26 protein-coding genes are annotated in these 23,143 nt (G+C 45.8%); 8 read left to right on the forward strand and 18 right to left on the reverse strand.

All coding sequences use genetic code 11. The features are described from left to right. The first annotated feature begins 225 nt into the window (after window positions 1-225). On the forward strand, window positions 226-1,569 hold the full coding sequence (locus L1D15_RS21110) for an MATE family efflux transporter (RefSeq protein WP_239876940.1): 1,344 nt from the start codon (window positions 226-228) through the stop codon (window positions 1,567-1,569). 38 nt (window positions 1,570-1,607) lie between these two features. On the opposite strand, the gene rraA is transcribed toward L1D15_RS21110, so the two are convergent. The 3 genes from rraA to efp all read right to left on the reverse strand — a co-directional run bounded on the left by rraA (window position 1,608) and on the right by efp (window position 3,803). Further along, window positions 1,608-2,129: a ribonuclease E activity regulator RraA gene (rraA, locus tag L1D15_RS21115; protein ID WP_239870650.1), complete on the reverse strand. Its 522-nt coding sequence runs from the start codon at window positions 2,127-2,129 to the stop codon at window positions 1,608-1,610. 76 nt (window positions 2,130-2,205) lie between these two features. Next, window positions 2,206-3,123, reverse strand: coding sequence for a 1,4-dihydroxy-2-naphthoate polyprenyltransferase (locus L1D15_RS21120; RefSeq protein ID WP_239876941.1), 918 nt, complete (start codon window positions 3,121-3,123; stop codon window positions 2,206-2,208). 113 nt (window positions 3,124-3,236) lie between these two features. Next, window positions 3,237-3,803 (reverse strand): elongation factor P, encoded by a 567-nt coding sequence (gene efp / locus L1D15_RS21125; protein ID WP_239838620.1) that lies wholly within the window; start codon window positions 3,801-3,803, stop codon window positions 3,237-3,239. A 33-nt stretch (window positions 3,804-3,836) separates the two neighbouring features. Between efp and epmB the strand changes: the two genes are divergently transcribed. From epmB to L1D15_RS21140, 3 genes are all read left to right on the forward strand, one after another. Continuing rightward, window positions 3,837-4,859, forward strand: coding sequence for an EF-P beta-lysylation protein EpmB (epmB, locus tag L1D15_RS21130; protein ID WP_239876942.1), 1,023 nt, complete (start codon window positions 3,837-3,839; stop codon window positions 4,857-4,859). 8 nt (window positions 4,860-4,867) lie between these two features. Then, window positions 4,868-5,359, forward strand: coding sequence for a type II secretion system protein (locus L1D15_RS21135; protein ID WP_239876943.1), 492 nt, complete (start codon window positions 4,868-4,870; stop codon window positions 5,357-5,359). An 82-nt stretch (window positions 5,360-5,441) separates the two neighbouring features. Beyond that, window positions 5,442-5,957 (forward strand): MgtC/SapB family protein, encoded by a 516-nt coding sequence (locus tag L1D15_RS21140; RefSeq protein WP_239876944.1) that lies wholly within the window; start codon window positions 5,442-5,444, stop codon window positions 5,955-5,957. Between the two features lie 44 nt (window positions 5,958-6,001). On the opposite strand, the gene pfkA is transcribed toward L1D15_RS21140, so the two are convergent. The 3 genes from pfkA to L1D15_RS21155 all read right to left on the reverse strand — a co-directional run bounded on the left by pfkA (window position 6,002) and on the right by L1D15_RS21155 (window position 8,766). Next, on the reverse strand, window positions 6,002-6,964 hold the full coding sequence (gene pfkA, locus L1D15_RS21145; protein ID WP_239838616.1) for a 6-phosphofructokinase: 963 nt from the start codon (window positions 6,962-6,964) through the stop codon (window positions 6,002-6,004). A gap of 288 nt (window positions 6,965-7,252) precedes the next feature. Then, window positions 7,253-8,161: a CDF family cation-efflux transporter FieF gene (gene fieF, locus L1D15_RS21150; RefSeq protein ID WP_239876945.1), complete on the reverse strand. Its 909-nt coding sequence runs from the start codon at window positions 8,159-8,161 to the stop codon at window positions 7,253-7,255. A 107-nt stretch (window positions 8,162-8,268) separates the two neighbouring features. Further along, window positions 8,269-8,766: a CpxP family protein gene (locus L1D15_RS21155; protein ID WP_239876946.1), complete on the reverse strand. Its 498-nt coding sequence runs from the start codon at window positions 8,764-8,766 to the stop codon at window positions 8,269-8,271. A gap of 189 nt (window positions 8,767-8,955) precedes the next feature. Between L1D15_RS21155 and L1D15_RS21160 the strand changes: the two genes are divergently transcribed. The 4 genes from L1D15_RS21160 (at window position 8,956) to trmL (ending at window position 12,280) form a co-directional block, all read left to right on the forward strand. Then, the gene (locus tag L1D15_RS21160; RefSeq protein WP_239838613.1) at window positions 8,956-9,642 is read left to right on the forward strand and encodes a response regulator; all 687 of its coding nucleotides are present in this window, start codon (window positions 8,956-8,958) and stop codon (window positions 9,640-9,642) included. After that, a complete protein-coding gene (gene cpxA, locus L1D15_RS21165) occupies window positions 9,642-11,027 on the forward strand; it encodes an envelope stress sensor histidine kinase CpxA (RefSeq protein ID WP_239876947.1) in 1,386 nt (461 codons plus the stop codon). Before L1D15_RS21160 ends, cpxA begins: the two co-directional genes overlap by 1 nt. 73 nt (window positions 11,028-11,100) lie before the next feature. Further along, window positions 11,101-11,718 carry a superoxide dismutase gene (locus L1D15_RS21170; protein ID WP_239876948.1) on the forward strand — a complete coding sequence of 206 codons (618 nt, stop codon included), beginning with the start codon at window positions 11,101-11,103 and terminating at the stop codon, window positions 11,716-11,718. Window positions 11,719-11,803: 85 nt separating this feature from the next. Continuing rightward, window positions 11,804-12,280: a tRNA (uridine(34)/cytosine(34)/5-carboxymethylaminomethyluridine(34)-2'-O)-methyltransferase TrmL gene (gene trmL, locus L1D15_RS21175; protein ID WP_239876949.1), complete on the forward strand. Its 477-nt coding sequence runs from the start codon at window positions 11,804-11,806 to the stop codon at window positions 12,278-12,280. A 71-nt stretch (window positions 12,281-12,351) separates the two neighbouring features. Here trmL and trpS read toward each other — a convergent pair whose 3' ends face one another. The 12 genes from trpS to pilM all read right to left on the reverse strand — a co-directional run bounded on the left by trpS (window position 12,352) and on the right by pilM (window position 23,113). Beyond that, window positions 12,352-13,389, reverse strand: coding sequence for a tryptophan--tRNA ligase (gene trpS / locus L1D15_RS21180; protein WP_239876950.1), 1,038 nt, complete (start codon window positions 13,387-13,389; stop codon window positions 12,352-12,354). A gap of 115 nt (window positions 13,390-13,504) precedes the next feature. Beyond that, window positions 13,505-14,185: a phosphoglycolate phosphatase gene (locus L1D15_RS21185; protein ID WP_239876951.1), complete on the reverse strand. Its 681-nt coding sequence runs from the start codon at window positions 14,183-14,185 to the stop codon at window positions 13,505-13,507. 4 nt (window positions 14,186-14,189) lie between these two features. Next, a complete protein-coding gene (rpe, locus tag L1D15_RS21190) occupies window positions 14,190-14,861 on the reverse strand; it encodes a ribulose-phosphate 3-epimerase (RefSeq protein WP_239876952.1) in 672 nt (223 codons plus the stop codon). Between the two features lie 102 nt (window positions 14,862-14,963). Next, a complete protein-coding gene (dam, locus tag L1D15_RS21195) occupies window positions 14,964-15,791 on the reverse strand; it encodes an adenine-specific DNA-methyltransferase (RefSeq protein ID WP_239870679.1) in 828 nt (275 codons plus the stop codon). 69 nt (window positions 15,792-15,860) lie between these two features. Further along, window positions 15,861-17,366: an AAA family ATPase gene (locus L1D15_RS21200; protein ID WP_239876953.1), complete on the reverse strand. Its 1,506-nt coding sequence runs from the start codon at window positions 17,364-17,366 to the stop codon at window positions 15,861-15,863. A 41-nt stretch (window positions 17,367-17,407) separates the two neighbouring features. Beyond that, the gene (gene aroB, locus L1D15_RS21205) at window positions 17,408-18,496 is read right to left on the reverse strand and encodes a 3-dehydroquinate synthase (RefSeq protein WP_239876954.1); all 1,089 of its coding nucleotides are present in this window, start codon (window positions 18,494-18,496) and stop codon (window positions 17,408-17,410) included. 31 nt (window positions 18,497-18,527) lie between these two features. Next, a complete protein-coding gene (aroK, locus tag L1D15_RS21210) occupies window positions 18,528-19,046 on the reverse strand; it encodes a shikimate kinase AroK (RefSeq protein ID WP_239838680.1) in 519 nt (172 codons plus the stop codon). A 161-nt stretch (window positions 19,047-19,207) separates the two neighbouring features. Beyond that, entirely contained in the window at window positions 19,208-20,584 is a 1,377-nt protein-coding gene (locus L1D15_RS21215) for a type IV pilus secretin PilQ family protein (protein ID WP_239870688.1), read from the reverse strand. A gap of 6 nt (window positions 20,585-20,590) precedes the next feature. Continuing rightward, entirely contained in the window at window positions 20,591-21,085 is a 495-nt protein-coding gene (locus L1D15_RS22125) for a pilus assembly protein PilP (RefSeq protein WP_239870691.1), read from the reverse strand. Beyond that, on the reverse strand, window positions 21,075-21,656 hold the full coding sequence (gene pilO, locus L1D15_RS21225) for a type 4a pilus biogenesis protein PilO (RefSeq protein WP_239870694.1): 582 nt from the start codon (window positions 21,654-21,656) through the stop codon (window positions 21,075-21,077). The genes L1D15_RS22125 and pilO overlap by 11 nt, the downstream gene beginning before the upstream one ends. Next, window positions 21,649-22,206, reverse strand: coding sequence for a PilN domain-containing protein (locus L1D15_RS21230; RefSeq protein ID WP_239876955.1), 558 nt, complete (start codon window positions 22,204-22,206; stop codon window positions 21,649-21,651). Before L1D15_RS21230 ends, pilO begins: the two co-directional genes overlap by 8 nt. Further along, window positions 22,196-23,113: a type IV pilus assembly protein PilM gene (gene pilM / locus L1D15_RS21235; RefSeq protein WP_239876956.1), complete on the reverse strand. Its 918-nt coding sequence runs from the start codon at window positions 23,111-23,113 to the stop codon at window positions 22,196-22,198. The genes L1D15_RS21230 and pilM overlap by 11 nt, the downstream gene beginning before the upstream one ends. Window positions 23,114-23,143: the final 30 nt, after the last annotated feature.

The raw sequence follows: 23,143 nt of genomic DNA on the forward strand, positions 1-23,143 counted from the left end.
GAAACGCTTAAAGAGCCTTCGAGGAGATTTATCTATCCTCTTTATAGACAAACGCCCTAAGCCAAATCGGCCTAGGGCGGTAAAAATATCAAAGACCCGATACCCTGTTAATCGCTACGCAGCTCCTCTTAAGTGAACTACGTTGCAGCGTAAGCTGGCCTTTTTTGTGTCTCACACTTCAATCAAGTATCCTACGCTTTTCCGCCCCAAGAGTAGTTGTACCGAATGCAGGATAAGCACGGCCTTTTAACTGGCCCCATCCCTCTCGTGCTCCGTCAGATGACCATTCCGATGACTTTCGGCATGGTGGCCATTCTGATGTTCAACTTAGTGGATACCTTCTTTATTTCTCTTTTGGGGACAGAAGCGCTAGCCGCCATCAGCTACACTTTCCCAGTCACATTCGCTGTTAACTGTATCACTATGGGAATAGGAATGGGATTATCGACCAATATCGGCCGCTTGCTGGGCCAAGGTCAGTCTATTATCGCGGCACGATTTTCTTCTCATGGGTTATTGTTAGCCGTGTTACTTGTCGCCCTCGCCTCCACACTTGGGTTGTTTACCATCGAACCACTCTTCCTTTTTCTTGGTGCACAGCAAACCCTACTACCTTTAATTCATCAGTATATGGATATCTGGTATCTGACCATCCCCCTTTTGGTCGTACCCATGGCAGGAAACAGTGCGATTCGAGCCACAGGTGACACTAAGACACCAGCTAAAATCATGATGCTAGCGGGTCTAATTAATGGTGTGCTCGACCCCTTACTCATCTTTGGTTATGGTCCATTCCCCGAGTTAGGTATTCAGGGAGCGGCCATTGCCAGTGCGATGAGCTGGTTTGGCGCGTTAATCGGATCCCTATATGTACTGATAAAAAGAGAGAAACTCCTAGCGTGGCCATGTTTTAAAACCCTTGGGGTAGATTGGCAGCAAATTTTAAAAATAGGCACACCTGCCGCTTTATCGAATGCAATGAATCCACTCTCAGGCGCTATCCTAATGATGTTGCTTTCTCGTCATGGCACCGCTGCAGTGGCGGCTTACGGTGCGGCTCAACGGGTGGAGTCCATTCTCATCATAGTATTGATGTCATTAACCTCAACCTTAACCCCATTCATCGCTCAAAACGTTGGCGCAAATAACCCTCAACGTAGTTTTGCCGGGCTATTCCTCAGCATGCGTTTCTCACTGCGATTCCAGTTCGGTATTTTTATTATGATGGTTCCACTGAGCATCCCACTGGCAGCACTGTTTTCTCAAGAGCAAGCGGTGAGTGATCTGCTATGGCACTATTTGCTAGTTGTGCCATTCAGTTACGGGTTTCAGGGAATCGTAATGATGCTGGTGTCCGGGCTAAACGCACTCCATGAGCCGCTCAAAGCATTCCAATGGAGCTTTATGCGTCTATTCATCTTTACCTTACCTTGTGCTTGGCTCGGTAGTCATTGGTATGACATAGAAGGGCTATTTGCGGGCATCGCAGTGGGAAACATTCTCGGAGGCATTCTGGGGTATCTTTATGCTCTTAAGCTTAGGCGTCAATATTTAGCTCAAGCTATATAGCAAAACACCGACGGGACAGTCGGTGTTTTTGGATTTTGTTATTCGTCTACGTTGAGTTCATCGTCTTCGGTATCTAGGTCCACATCAAGTGGCTCTTGCGACAAAATCACTCCTGTATTGTCTGCATATAGATAATCTTCGGGCAAGAAAGTGACTCCGCCAAAGTTCACCGCGACGTCCACTTCTCCAATTGCTTGGGAAGTTGCTCCAGCCGGAATTGAAGCTAGGGCTTGAATTCCGATGCTCATATCTTCCAGTTCATCGACTTCACGTACACATCCGTAGACGATTAAGCCCTCCCACTCATTTTCTTCAGCCAGTGAAGCTAGCTCAGCATCAATTAATGCACGGCGCAATGAGCCACCACCATCAATGAGTAATATGCGGCCTAAACCATCCTGTTCGAGGACTTCTCGAATCAGACCGTTGTCTTCAAAACACTTCACCGTCGTGATCTGTCCAGCAAACGAGGCACTGCCACCAAAGTTGCTAAACATTGGTTCTACTACATCCACTTGTTCTGAGTAAATGTCGCATAAAGCCGATGTATTGTATTCCATCGTGTTCCTTCCCATACGGTTCGTCATCTCCATCGAGTATATAGACACATTAAGTCATTGCAATGACAAGGCTCAATTAACTGACCAGAGTTTGAGCTATAACCACACCCGCAAACAATAAGTTAGTCACCAGAGAGCATTTCACAACCACTGGCATCATAGGGGCTATCTGAGCAGGCTTCTTGGCTTGCCATACCGCTCGGCCATGTTTGTAAATCACCAGTACACTCAATAAAAAGGGCAAACTCAACCAGACAGGTACAGGCTGAACGATAAGGTAACCAATAAATGCAACCAGAGCACCAACCAACAACGCGCTGTGATAATGCTTGGCATTTTTCTGACCGAGACGAACCGCGACTGTACGCTTACCGCACTCTTGGTCATTTTCTATGTCTCGCATGTTGTTGATGTTCAAAACGGCAACAGCAAGTAAACCACAGCCGACTGCTGGTAAGATTAACAAAGGCGCGACAATTCCAGTGTGAAGGAAGAAAGTCCCGGCTACACCGAGCAGACCAAAGAAAATAAATACCGATACATCACCAAGTCCTACATAGCCGTAAGGTTTATTCCCCACCGTGTACGCGATAGCAGCAACAATTGCCAGCACGCCTAAGCCAATAAAAGCCAGAATACTTTGTAAACTATCGAGCGCATAAAAGACCAGAGACAGTCCAGCTAGCATGGTTAGGACGATATTAATCACAATAGCGTGCTTCATATCCGTCTGTGTCACTGCCCCCGACTGAATGGCGCGCATTGGCCCAAGTCGGTTGTCGTTGTCGGTGCCTTTAACGGCATCACCATAGTCATTGGCTAAATTGGACAAGATTTGCAATAACGTTGCTGTCACAAACGCCAACATAGTAATCATTAAAGAAAACTGATGGGTGGAATACGCGAGAACACTACCTGTTAAAATGGACACCAGAGCCAATGGTAGCGTTTTAGGGCGAGCGGCATCTAGCCAAATACGTAAAGACTGTTTCATGCTTACCAGTTTAGTCCCTGTGTACATGGCAGGAATTGTGGCACATCAAAGTTAGCTCAGAAACAAAAAAGGCCACCGAAGTGACCTTTTTCAAATTATTCAGTAAACCAAACTTACTTCACTCGACCAACGTACTCACCAGTACGCGTATCTACCTTGATCACTTCACCGATAGCGATGAACAATGGAACACGAACCACAGCACCTGTTGTCAGTGTTGCTGGCTTACCGCCAGTTCCTTGAGTATCACCTTTCAGGCCAGGATCGGTTTCTGTCACTTCTAACTCAACGAAGTTTGGTGGCGTCACTACGATTGGGTTACCATTCCATAGTGTCAGCATACAAGTATCGTTTTCAACCAACCATTTCGCATTTTCACCCACCGCTTTCGTGTCAGCAGCGATTTGTTCGAATGTTTCATTGTTCATGAAGTGGTAGAATTCACCGTCGTTGTACAGGTAGTCAAGATCGATATCCATTACGTCTGCCACTTCAACTGTGTCGCCAGACTTAAATGTCTTCTCTAAAACTTTACCTGAAAGCAGTTTACGGATTTTAACACGGTTGAATGCCTGACCTTTGCCTGGTTTTACATACTCGTTTTCGAGAATGACACAAGGCTCATTATCAAGCATAATTTTAAGACCGCCTTTGAATTCATTCGTGCTAACAGTAGCCATTTTTTCCTCTTACCATTCTTCGAGTTAAATTTAATGCCGCACATCATAACCCGAAAAGTCGATTCTGTTGAGCAAAACTGGCTCAAACAGCTGGCGAATGGGATCTCTGATCCTGAAAAACTGCTTGAGCAGTTGGAAATCGATCCCTCTCCATGGCGAAGTGGTTTCGACGCTCGCAAGTTGTTCGCCCAGCGAGTACCGCAAAGTTTTATTGACCGAATGGAAAAAGGCAATCCGTGGGATCCTTTATTGCGTCAGATTTTGCCTCTCTCAGAGGAGTTTGAGGTACACCCCGGCTACTCAACCGATCCCTTGGAAGAGCAAGATAACCAAGTTCCCGGATTACTGCATAAATACCGCAATCGCGCTTTGATGATCGTAAAAGGAGGCTGCGCAATCAACTGTCGATACTGCTTCCGTCGCCACTTTCCATATAACGAGAATAAAGGCAGTAAATCCGTCTGGTTGCAGAGCCTAGATTATGTACGCCAGCACCCTGAACTGAATGAAATCATTCTTTCAGGTGGGGATCCTCTGATGGCAAAGGATGAAGAGCTGCAATGGTTGGTTGATCAGATCGCGGATATTCCACACATTAAACGGTTGAGAATTCACTCTCGCCTGCCCGTTGTGATTCCAGATCGAATCACGCCTACGTTGATCGAGCTGTTAGCAGCAACCCGTTTGCAAGTGATTATGGTTACTCACATCAATCACGCCAATGAAATCAATCAGCAACTAAGAGATGCCTTAAGTACACTACGACGTTCGGGTGTTACCCTACTTAATCAAGGAGTGATGCTCAAAGGCGTCAATGACAGCGTTGATATACAGGTGGAGCTCAGCGAAGCATTATTTGATGCAGGAGTACTGCCCTACTACATTCATGTATTAGATAAAGTACAAGGCGCAGCCCACTTTTTTATTTCAGATCAGCAAGCGAAGCAAATTATGGCGGGTGTGATTGAGCGAGTGTCTGGCTATCTGGTTCCTAAGTTAACGCGCGAAATCGGTGGCCGAGCCAGCAAAACCCCTCTGGATCTCCATTTAGAATAAAAATAGTCATGAAAAGCAAACAAGGTTTCACTCTAATTGAACTGGTTATCGTCATTGTGGTATTGGGTATTCTGGCCGTCACGGCCCTGCCTCGCCTACTTAATTTGCAATCCAATGCACGCATATCCGCTTTACAAGGGCTAAAAGGAGCCATGCAAGGGGCGAATGAACAAGTTATTGGAATTGCCTCTGTGCAGAACCTGAACGCACTCTCCAACGCAACCTTGACTCTAGAGGGTGACAGCGTCGATATAGGCTATGGCTATCCAAAAGCCGATAATGCTAATGCTTGGTCTCAGCTTTTGGACACAACGATTGAAGATGCCACCTTCGGCGCGGATGGTGCTGATTGGTACTTCAGCAATACCGATCCCAATGATGGTACCATTCTCTACATGCCCGCAGACCGACGCCAAAGCACGCAAAATTGCTACCTGCAATACCGTGAAGCCACTTCAGCCGCGGAGCCTAACTTTGTTTTGACCACGACGGGTTGTTAAATTCGCTTTATCCTCAAGATAAATATCTTTTGTTCGCCTAAACCAAGTATGCTCGGCATACTCCGCAGTTTAGGAGAGCACTATGAATATAACACCCGACCCTTTACTGCATCTTGGCCCATTTAGCTGGGCTGCACTGCTATGTTGCGCGATCAACGGTATTTTGATTGGCGTTGAACGTCAAACTCGTGGCAAGCCTGTTGGTATCCGAACATCCATCTTAATCATCGCTGGAACTTACTTATTTATGTCTATGGCGGTTTCTCTTTCCCCCAACACTTTAGATCAAGCTAGGGTGCTAGGGCAGATCATTACTGGAGTCGGATTTCTCGGTGCAGGGGTGATGATGACACAAGATGGCAAAATACATGGTGTCACTTCAGCTGCGGTGATATGGGTACTCGCAGCATTAGGGATGATGATTGGTCTGGGTTACTGGCACCAATCGGTCATCATTACTTTGCTCGCACTGATGGTTCTTTTGGGTGTCGATAAGGCGGAAAATCGTATTCAAGCTTTGAGGCGTGGTGTCCACCAAAAGAGACAACAGCGTAAAGCCTCTGCCATGGATAACCAACTGCACTCAAACGAGATATAAAAAAGCCACCCATCGATTGGGTGGCTGGTTTGATTCATCGCGGCTTAGAATAACTCTTCAGCCACTTTGTATAGGTCTTCACGAACAGGGCGTTTCATATTCTCAATCGCGTCGATAATGTCGTGATGAACCAGTTGCTCTTTCTGGATACCGACACAACGACCACCATGACCATCCATAAGAAGGTGGACCGCGTAGTTACCCATGCGAGAAGCGAGAACGCGGTCAAATGCCGTTGGTCGACCACCGCGTTGAATGTGGCCAAGAACAGTAGCACGAGTTTCACGACCAGTGGCCGTTTCAATCTCTTTCGCCAGCTCGTTAGCGTCCATCATTAGCTCAGTAAGGGCAATAATCGCATGCTTCTTACCTTTCTTGATGCCATCCTGAATGTTGTTAATCAGTTTCTCTTTATCCAAGCCTGTTTCAGGAGTAATGATGTACTCACAGCCACCAGCAATCGCCGACATCAGAGTTAAGTCACCACAGTGGCGTCCCATGATTTCAACAATTGAAATACGCTGGTGAGAAGAAGAAGTATCACGCAAACGGTCAATAGCATCGATTACTGTGTTCAAAGCCGTCAAATAGCCGATCGTGTAATCAGTACCTGCAATGTCGTTATCAATAGTCCCTGGCAGACCAACACATGGGTAACCCATTTCGGTTAACTTCTTTGCACCCATGTAAGAACCGTCACCACCGACCACAACCAATGCTTCGATGCCGTGCTTCTTAAGGTTCTCAATCGCCTTCTCACGAACAGCCACTTCTTTGAATTCAGGAAAACGTGCTGAACCTAAGAAAGTGCCACCTTTGTTGATCACATCAGATACGCTTGAACGATCAAGCTTCTCGATACGGTCTTCATAAAGGCCTAAGTATCCGTCGTAAACGCCGTACACTTCTAAACCTTCCGATAGCGCTGTACGTACCACACCGCGAACGGCTGCGTTCATACCTGGTGCGTCACCGCCACTTGTCAAAACACCGATCTTCTTAATCATGCTCACCCTCGATTTTTTGGGAATCTTATTTCAATTTTTACGTCAGCAATTTACAACCGAATTACTGACAAGATTCTTATAGCTGTGCAGTATGTTACCTTGACGCACAAGGAATACTACTGTTATTTAAACTAAATTATGTAACTTTTCTACTTATGTAAGAGTATTACAGTTTTACTCTTTTTCTGATTTGATACACATCAGAATACCAACGGATTGTGCCCTCGATGAAAAGATAGTCAATAAGGCACATTTTGTCGCTTCAGACCTGTGGCTTACCATCCGCTGCTACCAATCTTGGGCTTTTTGCTCTTTCTCCGGCCCAAAAACAACCGAATACGGGTCTTGGTGGATCAATACATCGGCATGCGGGAAGCGTCCCAATAACCGATTTTCTACTGAGTCAGAAATGCGATGCGCTTCAAGCAGCGGGATCTGATCTTCAAGCTCAAGGTGTAACTGAATAAAACGCGTTGGGCCCGACATACGTGTTCGTAATTGGTGCACCCCTAAAACTCCATCGACTGATAAGCAGCACGCCTTGATTTCTTCCAACTCTTCATCCGGCAACTTACGATCCAGCAGAGTCTGAATCGCTTCTCGTACCATCTGCACAGCACTATATAAAATGTATAAACCAATCCCGACAGCAAACACCGCATCCGCTTGAGTAATGCCAAACCAACTTAAGCCCAGCGCTAACATAATCGCAGCATTCATGTATAAATCAGATTGATAGTGCAAAGAGTCCGCAGCAATGGCCTGACTGCCCGTTTGTTTAACGACGTATTTTTGGAACTGAACAAGAGCAAAAGTAATCACAATGGCAAATAGACTCACGTATACCCCATATTCGGGAGATTGCAGTTCATGAGGGCGGAAAAAGCGCTCTACACCATTGAGGATCAAGAAGACCGCAGAGCCAGAAATAAACATCGCCTGAGCCAACGCCGCCAAGGACTCAGCTTTACCATGACCAAAGGTATGCTCTCTGTCAGCGGGTTGCAGTGAATATCTGACGACAAAAAGGTTGACCAGAGAGGCGGCAATATCGAGCATAGAGTCAATCAATGAGGCGAGTAAACTGACTGAGCCCGTCACCCACCACGCTGCCAACTTAACCATCAGCAGTAACGTTGCAACAATCGTCGCTGTCCAAGCAGCCAGTGTTACTAAACGTGCATATTCGTGTTTCATAGAGTAAAGCGTTTGAAAAACATTACCTTAAGTATAACTCGCAAATTATTGAATAAAAATGATACAAAAAAGGCGGCCAATCGGCCGCCTTAATAAACCACATCTTTTTAACTATCGCTTAAGCGCTCTTGCATCTTATTGAAGCGCTTCTCAGCACGCTCTTTTTGCAGTTCAACATATTTGGTTTTCTGCTCTGGCGTCAGGATACTCAACATCTGATGTTGTTTTTCCAGCATTTTTACTTTACGTGCAGTCTGCTGCTCAATCATTTGTTTGGCTAACTCATTCGCAGCCACTTTATCGAACGTATCCGCGAGTACCAGAGCTTGAAGTTTTTCTTTATTGGCTTGCATTTCAGCATGTCGAGTTTCAAAGTTTTGTTTAAATTCTGCTTTCATTTCGGTTTTAGACGTTTCACGCAGCACTTTCATCTGTTCTTTCTGCGCGTCCGTTAAATCAAGCTGACGCATAATGCCACGATCAAAACCAAACTCACCGTGGTGGCCTTTTTTATGATCTTTGCCACCAAAAGCGAATGCACTTGCCGTGCCCAGAGTCAAAGGAAGAATCACCGCCGCTAATATCAATTTCTTTGCCGTTTTCATAATCGTACCTTTCGTATCCAGAGTGAGGAATCAAGCTGCCTTGACAGCGCTTGAGTGTAGAATACGAACTGCAACGTAAAGTGGCGTCTAGAGAGCGTAAAGAATCGTAAAGAGCAAATTTTTGGCTAAAGCTCTTGACGAATAATCAGTAGTATTAGTGTAACGGGTAATATTGAAGAGATGCATTCCATGGCAAATATCCTATTAATTGATGATGACACCGAGCTAACCAGCTTACTCAAAGAGGTGCTGACGTTCGAAGGTTATAGTGTATCTGAGGCTAACGACGGAGAAGCTGGACTTGAGGCGGTTAATGACAGCATCGATTTAATACTGCTCGATGTCATGATGCCCAAACTCAACGGTATGGAAACCCTTAAACGCCTACGTGAACACTGGGAAACCCCTGTATTAATGCTGACCGCTAAAGGGGAGGAAATAGATAGGGTTATTGGATTAGAGTTAGGGGCCGACGATTACCTACCTAAACCCTTCAGTGATCGCGAACTGCTAGCGCGTATTCGTGCTATTTTGCGCCGCACACAGGCCAAAATCGGCACGAAAAACAGCGACTGTATCCACTATCAAGACATCAAAATTTATCCGGGTAAACAGGAAGCGTATTGCCAGGAGCAGTATCTTGAACTCACCACAACAGAGTTTGCCCTATTGAGCCACTTCGTTCAGCATCCTGGAGAAACCTTAACCAAAGAGACTCTCAGTTTGGATGTTCTGGGGAAACGACTCGCTGCTTTTGATCGTGCGATTGATATGCATGTCTCTAACCTCAGGAAAAAGCTGCCAGAGCGTGAAGATGGTAAGTCACGTATCAAAACTTTGCGCGGGCGCGGCTATTTGTTGGTAGAGGAAGATTAATGCGTCTGCCCAAAATCACCAGCCTCTACGGGCGCATCTTTGCTATCTTCTGGTTCACCATGTTTCTGGTGCTGATCGCTGTTTTGTCTCTACCTCATCTAGATCCACGTAAATCAAGAGATATCCCTGCTGATCATTACCAAAAACTGTTGGCCACTACGCAGAAGATTGAACAAAGCTTTGCTGACGAAACGGATCTACGGCGTATTATTTTTCAGTTAGAAGGCCCCAAGCGATCACCACGAGATCCTCGTCCTCGCTTTGTCCTGACCGATCTTGAAGGCAATATCCTCACGACCCGGGACCGCAAGGATTTCAAGCTCAAAGCGGTACAAAATTTTATTACCGGCATCGAAGATCCAGATAAGCCGAAACAAAGGCTCTATGGGCACTATATGGTGGCAGGACCATTGCCAATCACACTGGCACAGAAGGATCTTCTGCTGTACATCGGCGTCAAATGGAATCAACCCTCTCCTTTCCTAATTCGATTGTTTGATAAACCCTTCCAGTTGCTGTTTGCTGTAATGCTGGTAAGTACCCCTTTGCTCCTGTGGCTTGCCTGGGCGCTCAGTCAGCCGGCCAGAAAACTGGAGCGAGCCGCTAAGCGCGTAGCAAAAGGAGAGTTTTTTGTTGATCCACAATTAGAAAAAGGCACCTCAGAGTTTCGCCAAGCAGGCAAAAGTTTTAACCAGATGGTCGAAGCCGTAAATCAAATGATTTCAGGTCAACAGCGCTTGCTGTCTGATATCTCACATGAGCTTCGCTCACCCTTAACCCGCTTACGGATGGCCACAGCCCTTGCCTCACGAAAACAGGGAGAAAGCCCAGAACTCACTCGCATAGATACAGAAGCGCAACGGCTAGAGCAAATGATCGGTGAATTGCTGGAGCTATCCCGTATGCAAGTCGATAGTCACGTCGAGCGTGAACAACAACCCATTGTAAGTCTTTGGGAAGCGATTCTTTCCGATGCGCAATTTGAAGCGGAACAAATGGAAAAGTCACTGAGCTATAATGACATCCCTGATCGCATGATTTCGGGCAACCCGAAATTGCTGATGAGCGCTGTCGATAATATTGTTCGTAACGCTATCTACTACGGTAAGGATATTATTCAAGTATCACTCGACGTTCATTCAGACCAGCTCACTATCTCTGTGGATGACAATGGGGAAGGTGTGCCGGAGCAAGAGCTTGAAGCCATCTTCCGCCCTTTCTACCGCGTCTCTACATCACGTGATCGTCACAGCGGTGGCACTGGATTAGGGTTAGCCATTACCGAAAATGCCATCCGCCAGCATAGTGGTACCATTCGCGCTTTACGTAGCAAGCTTGGTGGCCTGAAAGTAGAAATTCACCTACCGCTGGTACCAAAGCAATAACCTTACAAAAACATAGTTGATAATAGATCTCATTATCATTTAAAGTAAATCCTTCAATGATGGAGGATTTACTATGTCTCACACTTTCCCTGACCTGCCTTACGCTTACGATTCACTAGAGCCGTATATCGACGCTAAAACCATGGAAGTCCATTACAGTAAGCATCACAGAACATACTTCGATAAATTTATTGCTGCAGTCAAAGGTACCGAACTGGAAAATGCCTCACTGAAAGATATCTTTGCCAATATTTCCCAGTACTCTCCAGCCATTCGCAACAACGGTGGAGGTTACTACAATCATATTCTTTATTGGCACTGCATGACACCAGGTGCACTCGGCGAACCTGAAGGCGACTTGGCAAAAGCGATTAATGCTACTTTTGGAAGTTTTGAGCAATTTAAGGCTCTGTTCGCCGATGCGGCCATCAATACCTTCGGTTCTGGTTTTGCGTGGTTAGTCGTCAAAGAAGGTCAGCTGCACATCACTTCCACAAGTAATCAAGACAATCCATTGATGGATGTGGCGGGCGTTCAAGGTGAGCCTATTTTGGCGCTGGATGTATGGGAGCATGCTTACTACATCAGTTACCAAAACCGTCGCCCTGAATACATTGATGCTTGGTGGAATGTCGTCAACTGGGATGCCGTCAGTGAAAACTATGCAGTGGCTCTAGCACAAAACGCATAACCCAATCCTCGATTTCAGGCTTGGCGGCTTCTTAAAGCCGCCTTATACTGCTGAGTTTCCAAGCAGATGATAAGAAATTAACGCTATGTTCGATATCGCCCTTTATGAGCCTGAAATTGCCCCAAATACAGGAAACATTATTCGCCTGTGTGCCAACTGCGGCGCTAACCTGCATTTAATTGAGCCACTTGGGTTTGACCTAGAAGAGAAAAAAGTTCGCCGTGCTGGCTTGGATTATCACGATCTCGCCCGTGTCACTCGGCATAAAGACTATCAAGCGTTTGTTGAATACCTAGAAAAAGAGCGCGAAAGCTTCCGTATTTTTGCCTGTACGACAAAAACAACTGGTCATCACGTTGATACTCATTTCCAGAGAGGTGACGTGTTACTGTTTGGCCCAGAAACCCGCGGCCTGCCAGCAGAGCTGATTGAGAGTATGCCAATGGAACAGCGCATTCGCATCCCAATGATGCCTGATGCTCGCAGCCTCAATTTATCTAACGCAGTCGCCATTATCGCTTTTGAAGCATGGCGACAAATGGGCTTTGAAGGTGCTCAATAGCATCATTAACTGGATATAAAAAAACGGACTCAAATGAGTCCGTTTTTTATATTTATCGAAAGCAGATAGGTCTATGGGCGAGCCACAAAACCTACCGCTTCGTATGCTTTCTTCAGTGTCTCAGCGGCGCGTGCAGACGCTTTCTCAGCACCCTGCTTCATCACCTGATCCATGTATGCGCGATCTGTACGGATACGGTGGTATTCAGCTTGAATAGGCTCAAGCATAGCAACAATTGCTTCACCAACATCTTTCTTAAATGGACCGTACATCTCAACGCCTTGGTACTTAGCTTCAATCTCTTCAAAGCTCATACCTGTTGCTGCCGAGTAAAGACCCATTAGGTTAGAAATACCGGCTTTGTTATCCCAGTCATGAGCAATACGCGGTGGCGTTTCAGCATCTGTCTGAGCTTTGTTAATTTTCTTGATGATTGACTTAGGCTCTTCAAGCAAAGTGATCACGTTCTTACGGTTATCATCCGACTTAGACATCTTTTTGGTTGCATCTTGCAAGCTCATCACTCGCGCATTCACGGTTGGAATATACGGCTCCGGCACTTGGAAGATTGGCTGCTCTGGTGAGTAGATGTTGTTGAAGCGGTTAGCGATATCACGTGCTAATTCAAGGTGCTGCTTCTGGTCACTACCTACTGGTACTTGATGCGCACCGTAGAGAAGGATATCTGCTGCCATCAACACTGGGTAGTCAAACAAGCCCACGTTCACATCACCAAATTGGCTAGATGAGTCTTTCGAATAACGCGCAGACTTGTCTTTAAACTGAGTCATTCGACCCAGTTCACCCATCTGGGTGTAACAGTTAAGAAGCCAACCAAGTTGAGCATGCTCTGGTACATGTGACTGAACAAATAGCGTGCTCTTTTGCGGATCAACACCAACTGCAAGACAAATTGCTAGTGCGTCTAGAGTCGCTTCGTGCAACGCTTTCGGATCTTGGCGAACCGTAATTGCGTGAAGGTCGACAACACAGTATTGGCAATCGTAATCATCTTGCATCTGCTGCCATTGACGTAGAGCACCCAAGTAGTTACCGATACTTAGTTCACCTGATGGTTGAACACCACTCAATACGATGGGTTTGCTCATGGGAATAGTTCCTTTGACTTCTTATGCTAAATAATGAAAAAACCGCGTGGTTTCTCTCCACACGGTTTACTCAGTGTACTCATTAACGAGTATTTTAAAAGATCTTTTGTCGCTATTAAGCTGAAACCGTTAAGAGTTCTGCTAAATCTGCGATGGTATCTGCGACATAATCCGGTTGAGAGGCAGAAATAGGCTCACCGTGGTTGTAGCCATAGGTCAAACCAAACGAGTGACAGCCTGCGTTTTTCGCCGCTTTGATATCGTTACTTGAATCACCCACCATTAGCATTTCTTGTGGCTGGCAACCATGTTTCTCAAGCAGCCAATTTAGTGCCATTGGGTTAGGCTTTTTCTCGGGGAACGTATCACCACCAATCACATCAACAAAGTACTTATCAATACCGTGCTTCGCCAGAACCTCAGGGACAAACTTCGATGGCTTGTTGGTCACTAGCGCCATGGTAAAGCCCGCTTCGTGCAGCTCTGCCAAGGTTTCCTTTACTGCTGGGTAGAGGTGGCTGAGCTTGTGTCCACTTTGCTCGTAGTAGTCATCAAACAGAATACGTGCTTTAGCATGCAATTCAGGGTCTAAATCTGGTGAAACCGTTAGGCTGCGACTCAGCGAACGACCAATAAGAACATCAGCGCCGTTACCAACATAGTCACGCACTTGCTCTTCTGTCACCGCAGGGGAGCCTAATGCTTGTACCGCTTGGTCAGCAGCAACCGCTAAATCAGGCACGCTATCAAGTAGCGTACCGTCTAAATCGAATGCGATTAACTTAATGTTGCTCATTGAATTAGTTAACCTTAGCAAGTTCAGCGCGCATTTCATCGATCACTTGTTTGTAGTCTGGCTGGTTGAAGATAGCTGAACCTGCGACGAACATATCTGCGCCTGCTTCTGCGATCTCTTTGATGTTTTCAACCTTAACACCACCATCAATTTCCAGACGAATATCGCGACCAGATTGATCAATCATTTTGCGTACAGCGCGTAGCTTATCGAGTGTTTTAGGAATGAAAGATTGACCGCCAAAGCCTGGGTTTACTGACATCAGAAGAATCATATCTACTTTATCAATGATGTACTCAAGGTGAGATAGCGGTGTCGCTGGGTTGAGTACCACACCCGCTTTACAACCATGCTCTTTGATAAGCTGAAGTGTGCGATCAACGTGCTCAGAGGCTTCAATATGGAAAGTGATCATAGACGCACCTGCTTTAGCAAAGTCAGGGATAATGCGATCGACTGGCTTCACCATTAGGTGTACATCGATTGGTGCAGTAATACCGTAGTCACGCAGTGCCTGACAGATAGGCGCACCAAAGGTTAGGTTAGGTACGTAGTGGTTATCCATTACGTCAAAGTGAACCACATCGGCACCCGCTGCGAGAACTTTTTCTACGTCTTCGCCTAAGCGAGCCATATCTGCAGATAGAATCGATGGAGCGATAAGGAAATCTTTCATACCTGACCTCTAAAATGAATTGAGCAAAACGACTGAATATAAGTTGAACGCAATTCTACCTAAGCTAAAGGTCAGAAGATAGATGAGAGAAGAGAAATGTCGTTAACGGTTGTCTTGTGGCTTAAACAACGCCAATAGTTCATCTACTTTGTTGCGCCCAGCGCCATTGCGGCTGATCGTACGCTTAACCTTGACGACATTGAGTTCTGCCCCGTGGTATAGCCGGCGTGTTAACGTCGTATCATGGTTAGAAATCAACACTGGAATATTACGCTCTTTAGCGGCTTTTTCTGCCACATCCGCCAATGCGGCCTGGTCATCCAAAGTAAAGCCGTTGCCCGCATAAGAGGTAAAGTTGGCTGTATTAGAAAGTGGAGCGTAGGGTGGATCGCAATACACTACACTGCCCTTGCGAGCACGTTTGAACGTGTCGGTGTAGCTCTCGCACACAAATGTCGCTTTCTTCGCTTTTTGGGCAAAGAACTCCAGCTCAGCCTGAGGAAAATAAGGCTTTTTATACGAACCGAACGGGACGTTAAAACCGCCTTTCTTGTTGTAACGGCATAAGCCATTAAAACCAAAACGGTTCATATAAAGGAACGCCAGCGAGCGATACATCACGTCATCGGAGCCATTAAACTCTGCTCGAATAGACAAGTAGGCATCTTTGCGATTGTTTTCAGGGACAAACCATCGTCTGGCCTCTGAAATATAATCATCTGGCTTTTCTTTAAGTAAATTATAGAGATTAATCAGATCAGGATTAATGTCAGCAAGCAGATACTGCTCATAGTCAGTATTGAGAAATACAGAACCAGCACCAACGAACGGCTCTACCAGCTTACGGCCTTCAGGCAAGTATCGCTGGATATCTTCGACAAGTCCGTATTTTCCACCCGCCCATTTCAGGAAGGCACGCTGCTTCTTCATCAACTGCTCTATCTATCAACCACAAATTAAGGCTGCGGAATGTAACATATTTTCCCGCTAAGCTCAGCGTTATTTCACTCGAGCAATTTCACGGTGAACCTGACTGAGAGATTTTGCCCAAGGGTCTAGTCGTTGCAAGTCTTCAGGCAATGCATCTACTGCATCCCTTGCCACCTGAATGGTTGGATAGTTTTGATATGTGACGATGAACCACTCGATATCATTGCGCACCGTTGGATAGATATACACATTGTCAGATAATTTATATTTATTGAGAAAAGCTTGCACATCTTCCAGTGATTGTACGGCGGCTAGCTGTAGCGTATAGCTACGGGGAGAAAAGCGCTTTAGTTCCTCTTTGGTAAAAGAGAACGTAATGACTGTCTTTTCTGGTTGAGGGGAATTCTCTGTTTGAGCAATTGACTCGGCTTCCACAGCACTTGGAGTCGCTGATGGTTCTGATTGAGGAATAGACTGCTCAACCACTTGTTCTATAGCGGTGGTATCCGCGGTTTCAGGCTTACCCTCGAGCAGAGCATCTACCACCTCAGAAGTAATCACGACACGCTGATGATCACTTTCTGGATTACCCACGCTCGACGTTTGCTCTGTTACCGCCGGCGGTAGAGATTCAGAATCATCTTCCGCAGAAGCAAGCATAGGATCGGTGCTCATCGACTCCTCTTCCATCGAGTTGTTCAGCTCCGTTTCAGGCACAGGGTCTTTAGCTAAAGTAGGGATGACGGTCTGCTCAATAGCATCAACCATTTGCTGTGCTTTATCATCCGGCGAGGGTTGACTCATCATCCACCAGTACCCACCACCAATCAATAACAGTAAGGTCACCACCAATAATGCGATGTTAATTGGTGAGCCAATAATTGAGCGGATAATAATCCTTTTTTCCACTTTATGATCCCCTAAAGCCATAATCTCACCCGGTCGACGGGCCACAGTTCGGTACGCATTACGTACGCGTTTTTCTCTTTCATCTTCGACAAAACGAATCACTAAGTGTTCAAAAAATCGATCGGCTTCATCCTGACTTAGTGGTTCGATTTCCAGATCAATTGGCTTGTGATCCTGCCCATAACTGAGCCGAGTCAGTAATACATCCAAACTATTCGACTGGGCAAACAACACCACATTAATTGTCCAAGCAGGGTTTTCCTGCGCTTCCAAAATCAGCATCCACAATTCAGATACAAATGTCTCCTGTAGAAGATGGGCGTCATCCACAACAATCACCGCATCGCAGCTTTCCCCTTGCATCTGGCGGGCAAAACTCTCAGCTAGAGGATCTGCAGGATTGAACATTGAGTCAGAAAAGAGCTGAGACAGAATCATAGTACGGCGCTGCTGATCATCCTGACTTGGATGACACATCAGGAGTGATTGGTTTTTATCTGACACCCACGCTTCTAAATAACGCTGGGCAAGCCAAGACTTACCAGCCCCTGATGCACCGCCAACAGTGACTAAGTTTGAACCGAAGTTAGTCAGCAATTGCATACGTTCAAGCAATTCAACTTGAGAAGCTAACTCCAACACACGGGATTCATGCGTCAAACTCATTTAACCATCCTAATGACAGCCTACTGTCTAAAGAAAAGAACTTAGATATCGCGACAAAAATCGATCGCTTGCTTAATAACCGATTCAGGCACACCTTTCACTACTTCAGCGCTACCGATACTGGTCGGTAACACTAATCGCAGTTCACCAGCGAGAACTTTTTTATCGCGCATCATGTGTTTCATGAAGTCGTCAAAAGTCATAGTGTCTGGTGTATGCACAGGTAATTGTGCTCTCTTCAGTATAGAGAGAATTCTCTCTACTTGCTGCTCCGTGATAAGCCCTTGAAGCTCGGCAGTTTTTGCTGCCATCACAGTGCCTGAAGAAACGGCTTCACCGTGTAGCCATTTACCATAACCTAACTCAGCTTCGATCGCATGACCAAATGTATGACCTAGATTCAGCAATGCACGAATGCCTGACTCTTTTTCATCCAAAGCCACCACTTCTGCTTTGATTTGACAGCAACGAGCTATCGCATAAGTCAAAGCTTGCTCATCCAGTGCGTAGAGTTTGTCGAGGTTTTCTTCTAGCCAGACAAAGAAATCCTGATCGTAAATGATGCCATATTTGATTACCTCAGCAATCCCCGCCGCAAACTCTCTTGGTGGCAGCGTTGCGAGGCAATCGGTGTCGATAATCACCGATTTAGGCTGATAAAAAGCCCCTATCATGTTCTTACCCAGCTTGTGGTTCACAGCAGTTTTACCACCGACTGAGGAATCCACCTGAGACAATAGCGTTGTTGGGATCTGAATAAAGTCGACACCACGTTGGTAACATGCAGCAGAAAAACCGACGAGATCACCAATCACACCGCCGCCAAGTGCTATCACGACGACATCACGTGCAAAGTTGCCTTCAAGAAGGTAACTCATCACGGTATTAAAAGTATCCAGCGATTTGTACTGTTCGCCGTCTGGCAACTCAAGTACAGAGGCTTCGCAGCCTACTTGCTCAAGAAGAGATAAGATTTTATCAGCGTACAAAGGAGCAACCGTGACGTTAGTAATCACAACGACTTTTTGTTTTGCAGATAAAAAAGAAAGGTGGGCCGGATCATTAAATAATCCGGCACCAATTGAGATTGGATAGCTACGCTCACCTAAACTGACCGTAATCCGTTCCATGGGTATTCTCCAGTTGCTAAAATTTGACGTATTAACGTTCTTCTAGCATTTTTACAATCTGGTTGGCTACCACTTTTGCACTTTGATCGTCGGTACGCACGGTGTAATCCGCAATTTCTTCGTAAAGAGGGTTGCGTTCACCAGCCAGTGACTCCAACACGTTACGAGGGTTGTCCGTTTGAAGTAGAGGGCGTTTCTTGTCACGGTTAGTACGTGCAAGTTGCTTTTCGATTGTGGTTTCAAGGTAAACAACAATGCCGCGAGCAGAAAGGCGATTACGGTTTTCTTTACTCTTGATAGAGCCACCGCCTGTTGCCAGAACAATACCTTGCTCTTCAGTTAGGTCATTGATCACCTTTTCTTCACGGACACGAAAGCCTTCTTCGCCTTCCACGTCAAACACCCACGCGATATCCGCGCCAGTGCGTTCTTCGATCACTGTATCCGAGTCAACAAACTCCATGTGAAGCTGTTGAGCCAGGTGTCTACCAATTGTACTTTTGCCGGCACCCATTGGTCCAACAAGAAAAATATTGCGTTTTTCAGCCATGTTCAGCATTAATTTACAACGTTAATTCAATGACATCGCTACAAGAAAACCAAGATTTCTCTGGTCTAAGATATGCTTGCAGCACCTATTCCTCACAGATAATTCGTGATAAGACCCGAAATTATCTAGATAAGGTGACACTAATGCAAATTTATTTTCATCTATCTGTTGATTGATGACGGAACGACCACTTTTGGAGTAACGAAAATCAGCAATTCACTTTTACCCATTTGCTGATAAGTTCGTCGAAAAAGGGCTCCCAACAGGGGAATATCACCTAAAATCGGCACCTGATCAACGGTATCGGACACACTGTGTTGGTAAATCCCGCCTAACACAATCGTTTCACCGTTATTCACCAATACTTGAGTCCCAATGCGTTGCGTATCTATCGCCACCGCTTCTCCCGTACCCGTTTTTACAACTTGGCCCGGCCTGTCCTGCGTAACATTCAGATCTAAGATTAAGCGATTATCAGAGGTAATCTGCGGCGTCACTTTCAAGCTCAGTACTGCTTTTTTGAAGTTAACACTAGTTGCGCCACTCGATGCGGCTTCTAAGTACGGTATTTCGGTTCCTTGTTCAATATAAGCGGGCTGTTTGTTGGTCGTCATTAAACGCGGGCTTGAGATCACCTCTGCACGCGACTCTCTTTGTAATGCAGACAACTCAAGATCAAGCAAAGTATCACTGGCCAATTTGGCCACTTGAAATGCAATGGTCGACGCAGTGGCAGAAGTTGCGGCCAAATTGACGTTTAAAAAATCATCCAGTGACACACCACTGTCCCCATATAAGTTGAGCTTCTCTGCATTGCTTTCGATCGATCCTCCAACCGAGTGGCTCCCGTTGGTAGAACTGAACCCCCAACGCACACCCAACTCTTGTAAATCGCCTTCGTTCAAACTGACGATACGCGCTTCTATTTGGACTTGCTTCACCGGGACATCTAAGGCGGTGATGATAGACCTCATTGCTTGAATATGGCTGGCAACATCTCGAATAAGTAGGCTATTGGTCCGGGTATCAATCGCAATCGAACCACGCTCAGACAGCATATTCGTCTTTGCCTGTGCACCTAACATCTCGGCTATATCTGCCGCTTTAGCAAAGCGTATAGAGATAATTTCTGACGTGAGTGGCTGTCGCTCTGATGAGACTTTCACCTGCTCCAACTGTTGCTGCTTAAGCTGCGCGATTTCGGTCGCTGGCGCCACCAGTAAAACATTTCCTTTCATGCGTTTTTCAAGCCCTTCCATATGAAGGATAATATCCAACAACTGGGGCCAGGGGATATCCTTTAATCTCAATGTCAGGTTACCCGTAACGGCATCCGAAACAACCAGATTAAAATTATTGTGATCTGCTATTTGCTGTAACACTTTACGAACAGGGATATCCTGAAAATTAACAGATAAGGTGCTGTGACTATGGACTTCACTCTCCACCTCAGAACGACTCGGAGAGTGAATTTGAGCATTAGCGTCTTTCAAAATCGCGATCAAACTAAGTAATACAATGCAAAATACCTTCATCATTCTCACCTAATTCATTACCAGTCGTCTGGTTCTGTAGCTAAGGCAACCCTTGCTATCTTGCACAGGCTCGCGAATTTCAACAGCTTCTACTGTCACATCAGTGATGAGACTATGCGCCGCAATAAACTCTCCTTGTACTCTGGTGATCAGCGCCCCATCAGGCAACTCAATAAGCGCAGCATGCTTGCCCCGAACCGTCATCACTCCTGCTAAGCGCAGCTGATCTAATGGATAGGTTTTAAGTGAGCTGTTGGCGACAGCATCTTTGTGACAGCCTAAGATAGGTGCCTCTGCTCCCAACAAAGCGGTTGGCAATAAAAAGGGGTCGCGCTGAATAGATAAATTCACATCTTGCAGGGCGTGAAAACGCTTCGGATTAAACTTGGTCAAAGACAGAACATGGGGTTCTTTTTGTTCTACTTGTACAAATTCCAATGGTTGGCGGTTAGCTTTGCAGCCGCTCAAGACAAGATACAAACAGATAATTAGGCTAGCTCTCACTGCTCACCTCATTTAGAGGCAGAAGGAGATACACCTCACCTTGCAAATTTAATTGCGGACTATCACTTTGCGTACGACGCCAACGCAGTGCATCAAAATAAACAGCATAAGGCCGCGTGACCAGCGTCTGGAAAAAGGCAGCAATGTGCTGATATTTACCTGACAGCTCGAACTGCAGCGATGACTGCAGAAAAGGACCTTTGGGCCGATGGCCTGTTTGATTCATATGGGAAAGTACCAACGCATGTTGCTGAGCGATTTGATTAATCATGCTCAATGCCCCCGTGACGTCTATTGTCTGAATAAAGTGAACCCGCTGTTGCGCTTTTCTTTGCTCAAGTTGTTCCAGCTCAGACCGACGCTGCGAGAGCAAAGCGACCGTTTGCCGTTTTTGCTCAATGATACTTTTCTGTTGCCGCTCTTTGACTAATAAAGATTCCAAGTGAGTCAGTGACGGGCTAATCACCAACCAATAACCTAAGGCCAGTAGCACCGACAGAGAAGTACCACACAACCAAAGCCGTTGTAACTTAGATAAACTCGCTAAACTAACACCACGCACTTCAATCATAGGAACGCTCCACCAGCTCAAACGTCAGCGAAAAGGATTGGTAAATATTGCTAAAGCGCTGCGCACCATGCACAACCGATTGCAACTTCACCTCCTCAATCATGGGTGAACGTTGCAAGTTAGCCAGCAGTTCATTTAATTGCTCAGCTGTTTCAGCTATACCAGCTAGACTCACTTGCCTACCGACCAAGTTGATGTGGTCGAGATAGATACTTTCAGGCAATAGTTCTGGAAGCAGCGCTATGAGTTGTAATGGGAAATAGCGTTGTGCGTGCAGCTCCTGCAACTCAATGATTTCCCCCTTTAGCGCTGCTACTTTCTGCTCAATAGTATTTACTTGGCTAACTTTCTGATCTAAGTGGGAACTCCAGTTCTTTAGTTGCTCGACACGTGATTGCTGAAGACGAATTTGTGATTGCAGATAGTGCTCGCCAGTTACAACCACCAGCGAAGCAATCAGCACCACTGAGCTCAAAGAAAAGACAAAATGACGGATTCTCTGCTGACGCTGATCAGTACGCCAAGGTATTAAGTTGATTTCAGGCTGCATGATGCTTCTCCAGCCAATAAGCACCGCTTAAAGCCAAACCGAGTGCAATTGCAAATTGAGGACCAATCTTTGGCTGGTGCTTAGTATCGACTAGTGCACACAGCTCAAGTGGCATGCAAGGGAGCCCTAATCTAGGTAACAAAAGAGACGTTAGTTGCGAGAACAGATTCGCTTCACCACTTAGCCAAACACCTTCCAGCTCAGCATCTATAAGCTCAATATTTAGGAGCAGGGGTTCCAATACCTTACCCAGCGATGAATCCTCTTCCTCTAAAGGAAATTCTTTATAGACCACTCCCAGATGTTCACGCTCAAAGCACAAGGCTACACAATCTGAGTGGACATCCATCAATAGCCAGTTTGTGTTTCCAGACCGCCTAGACGCTCGTCGCCACAACTGAATAAGGTTGTGTGAATGGGGGTTGATCAAAATAGGGGTAAAACCCGACTTCAGTAACGGCTTACGCCGCGTATCGATACACTCCTTTCTAATCGCATACACCTGATAATCCATTTTCGCCTGCGTCTTTTCATGAGAAAGAGCAATAAAATCGAGATAAAGCGCTTCAACCTCAACCGGAGACTGCTGAGCAAAATCCCGAGTAATAACAAACTGGCACTCTTCATCGCTCAGATCGCTATCTATTTGTAATCGCTTACTTATTACTGAACTGTCAGGGACACTCAGGCACACTTTGCGACTAAATAGCGGCAAAGCCTTTCTTAGTTCTTTGAGTTTCTTTACAATTTTCTGATAATTTAACCTGTAGTTATCAGTGAAAATGTCCGCTTCAATTGGCATTTGGTGATAACTCACAAGTGTGAAAGTGTCTTTTTCAGGCTTTAAGACCACCGCTTTGATACTCTGGTGGCTGATGTCTATGCCTGTAATTAATGATTTGACCATTGAGCTCAGCTCCGTAAAGTTTGCCTAGCG

The sequence above is a fragment of the Vibrio sp. Isolate25 genome (genome assembly GCF_022398025.1).
GTDB lineage: Bacteria > Pseudomonadota > Gammaproteobacteria > Enterobacterales > Vibrionaceae > Vibrio > Vibrio coralliilyticus_A.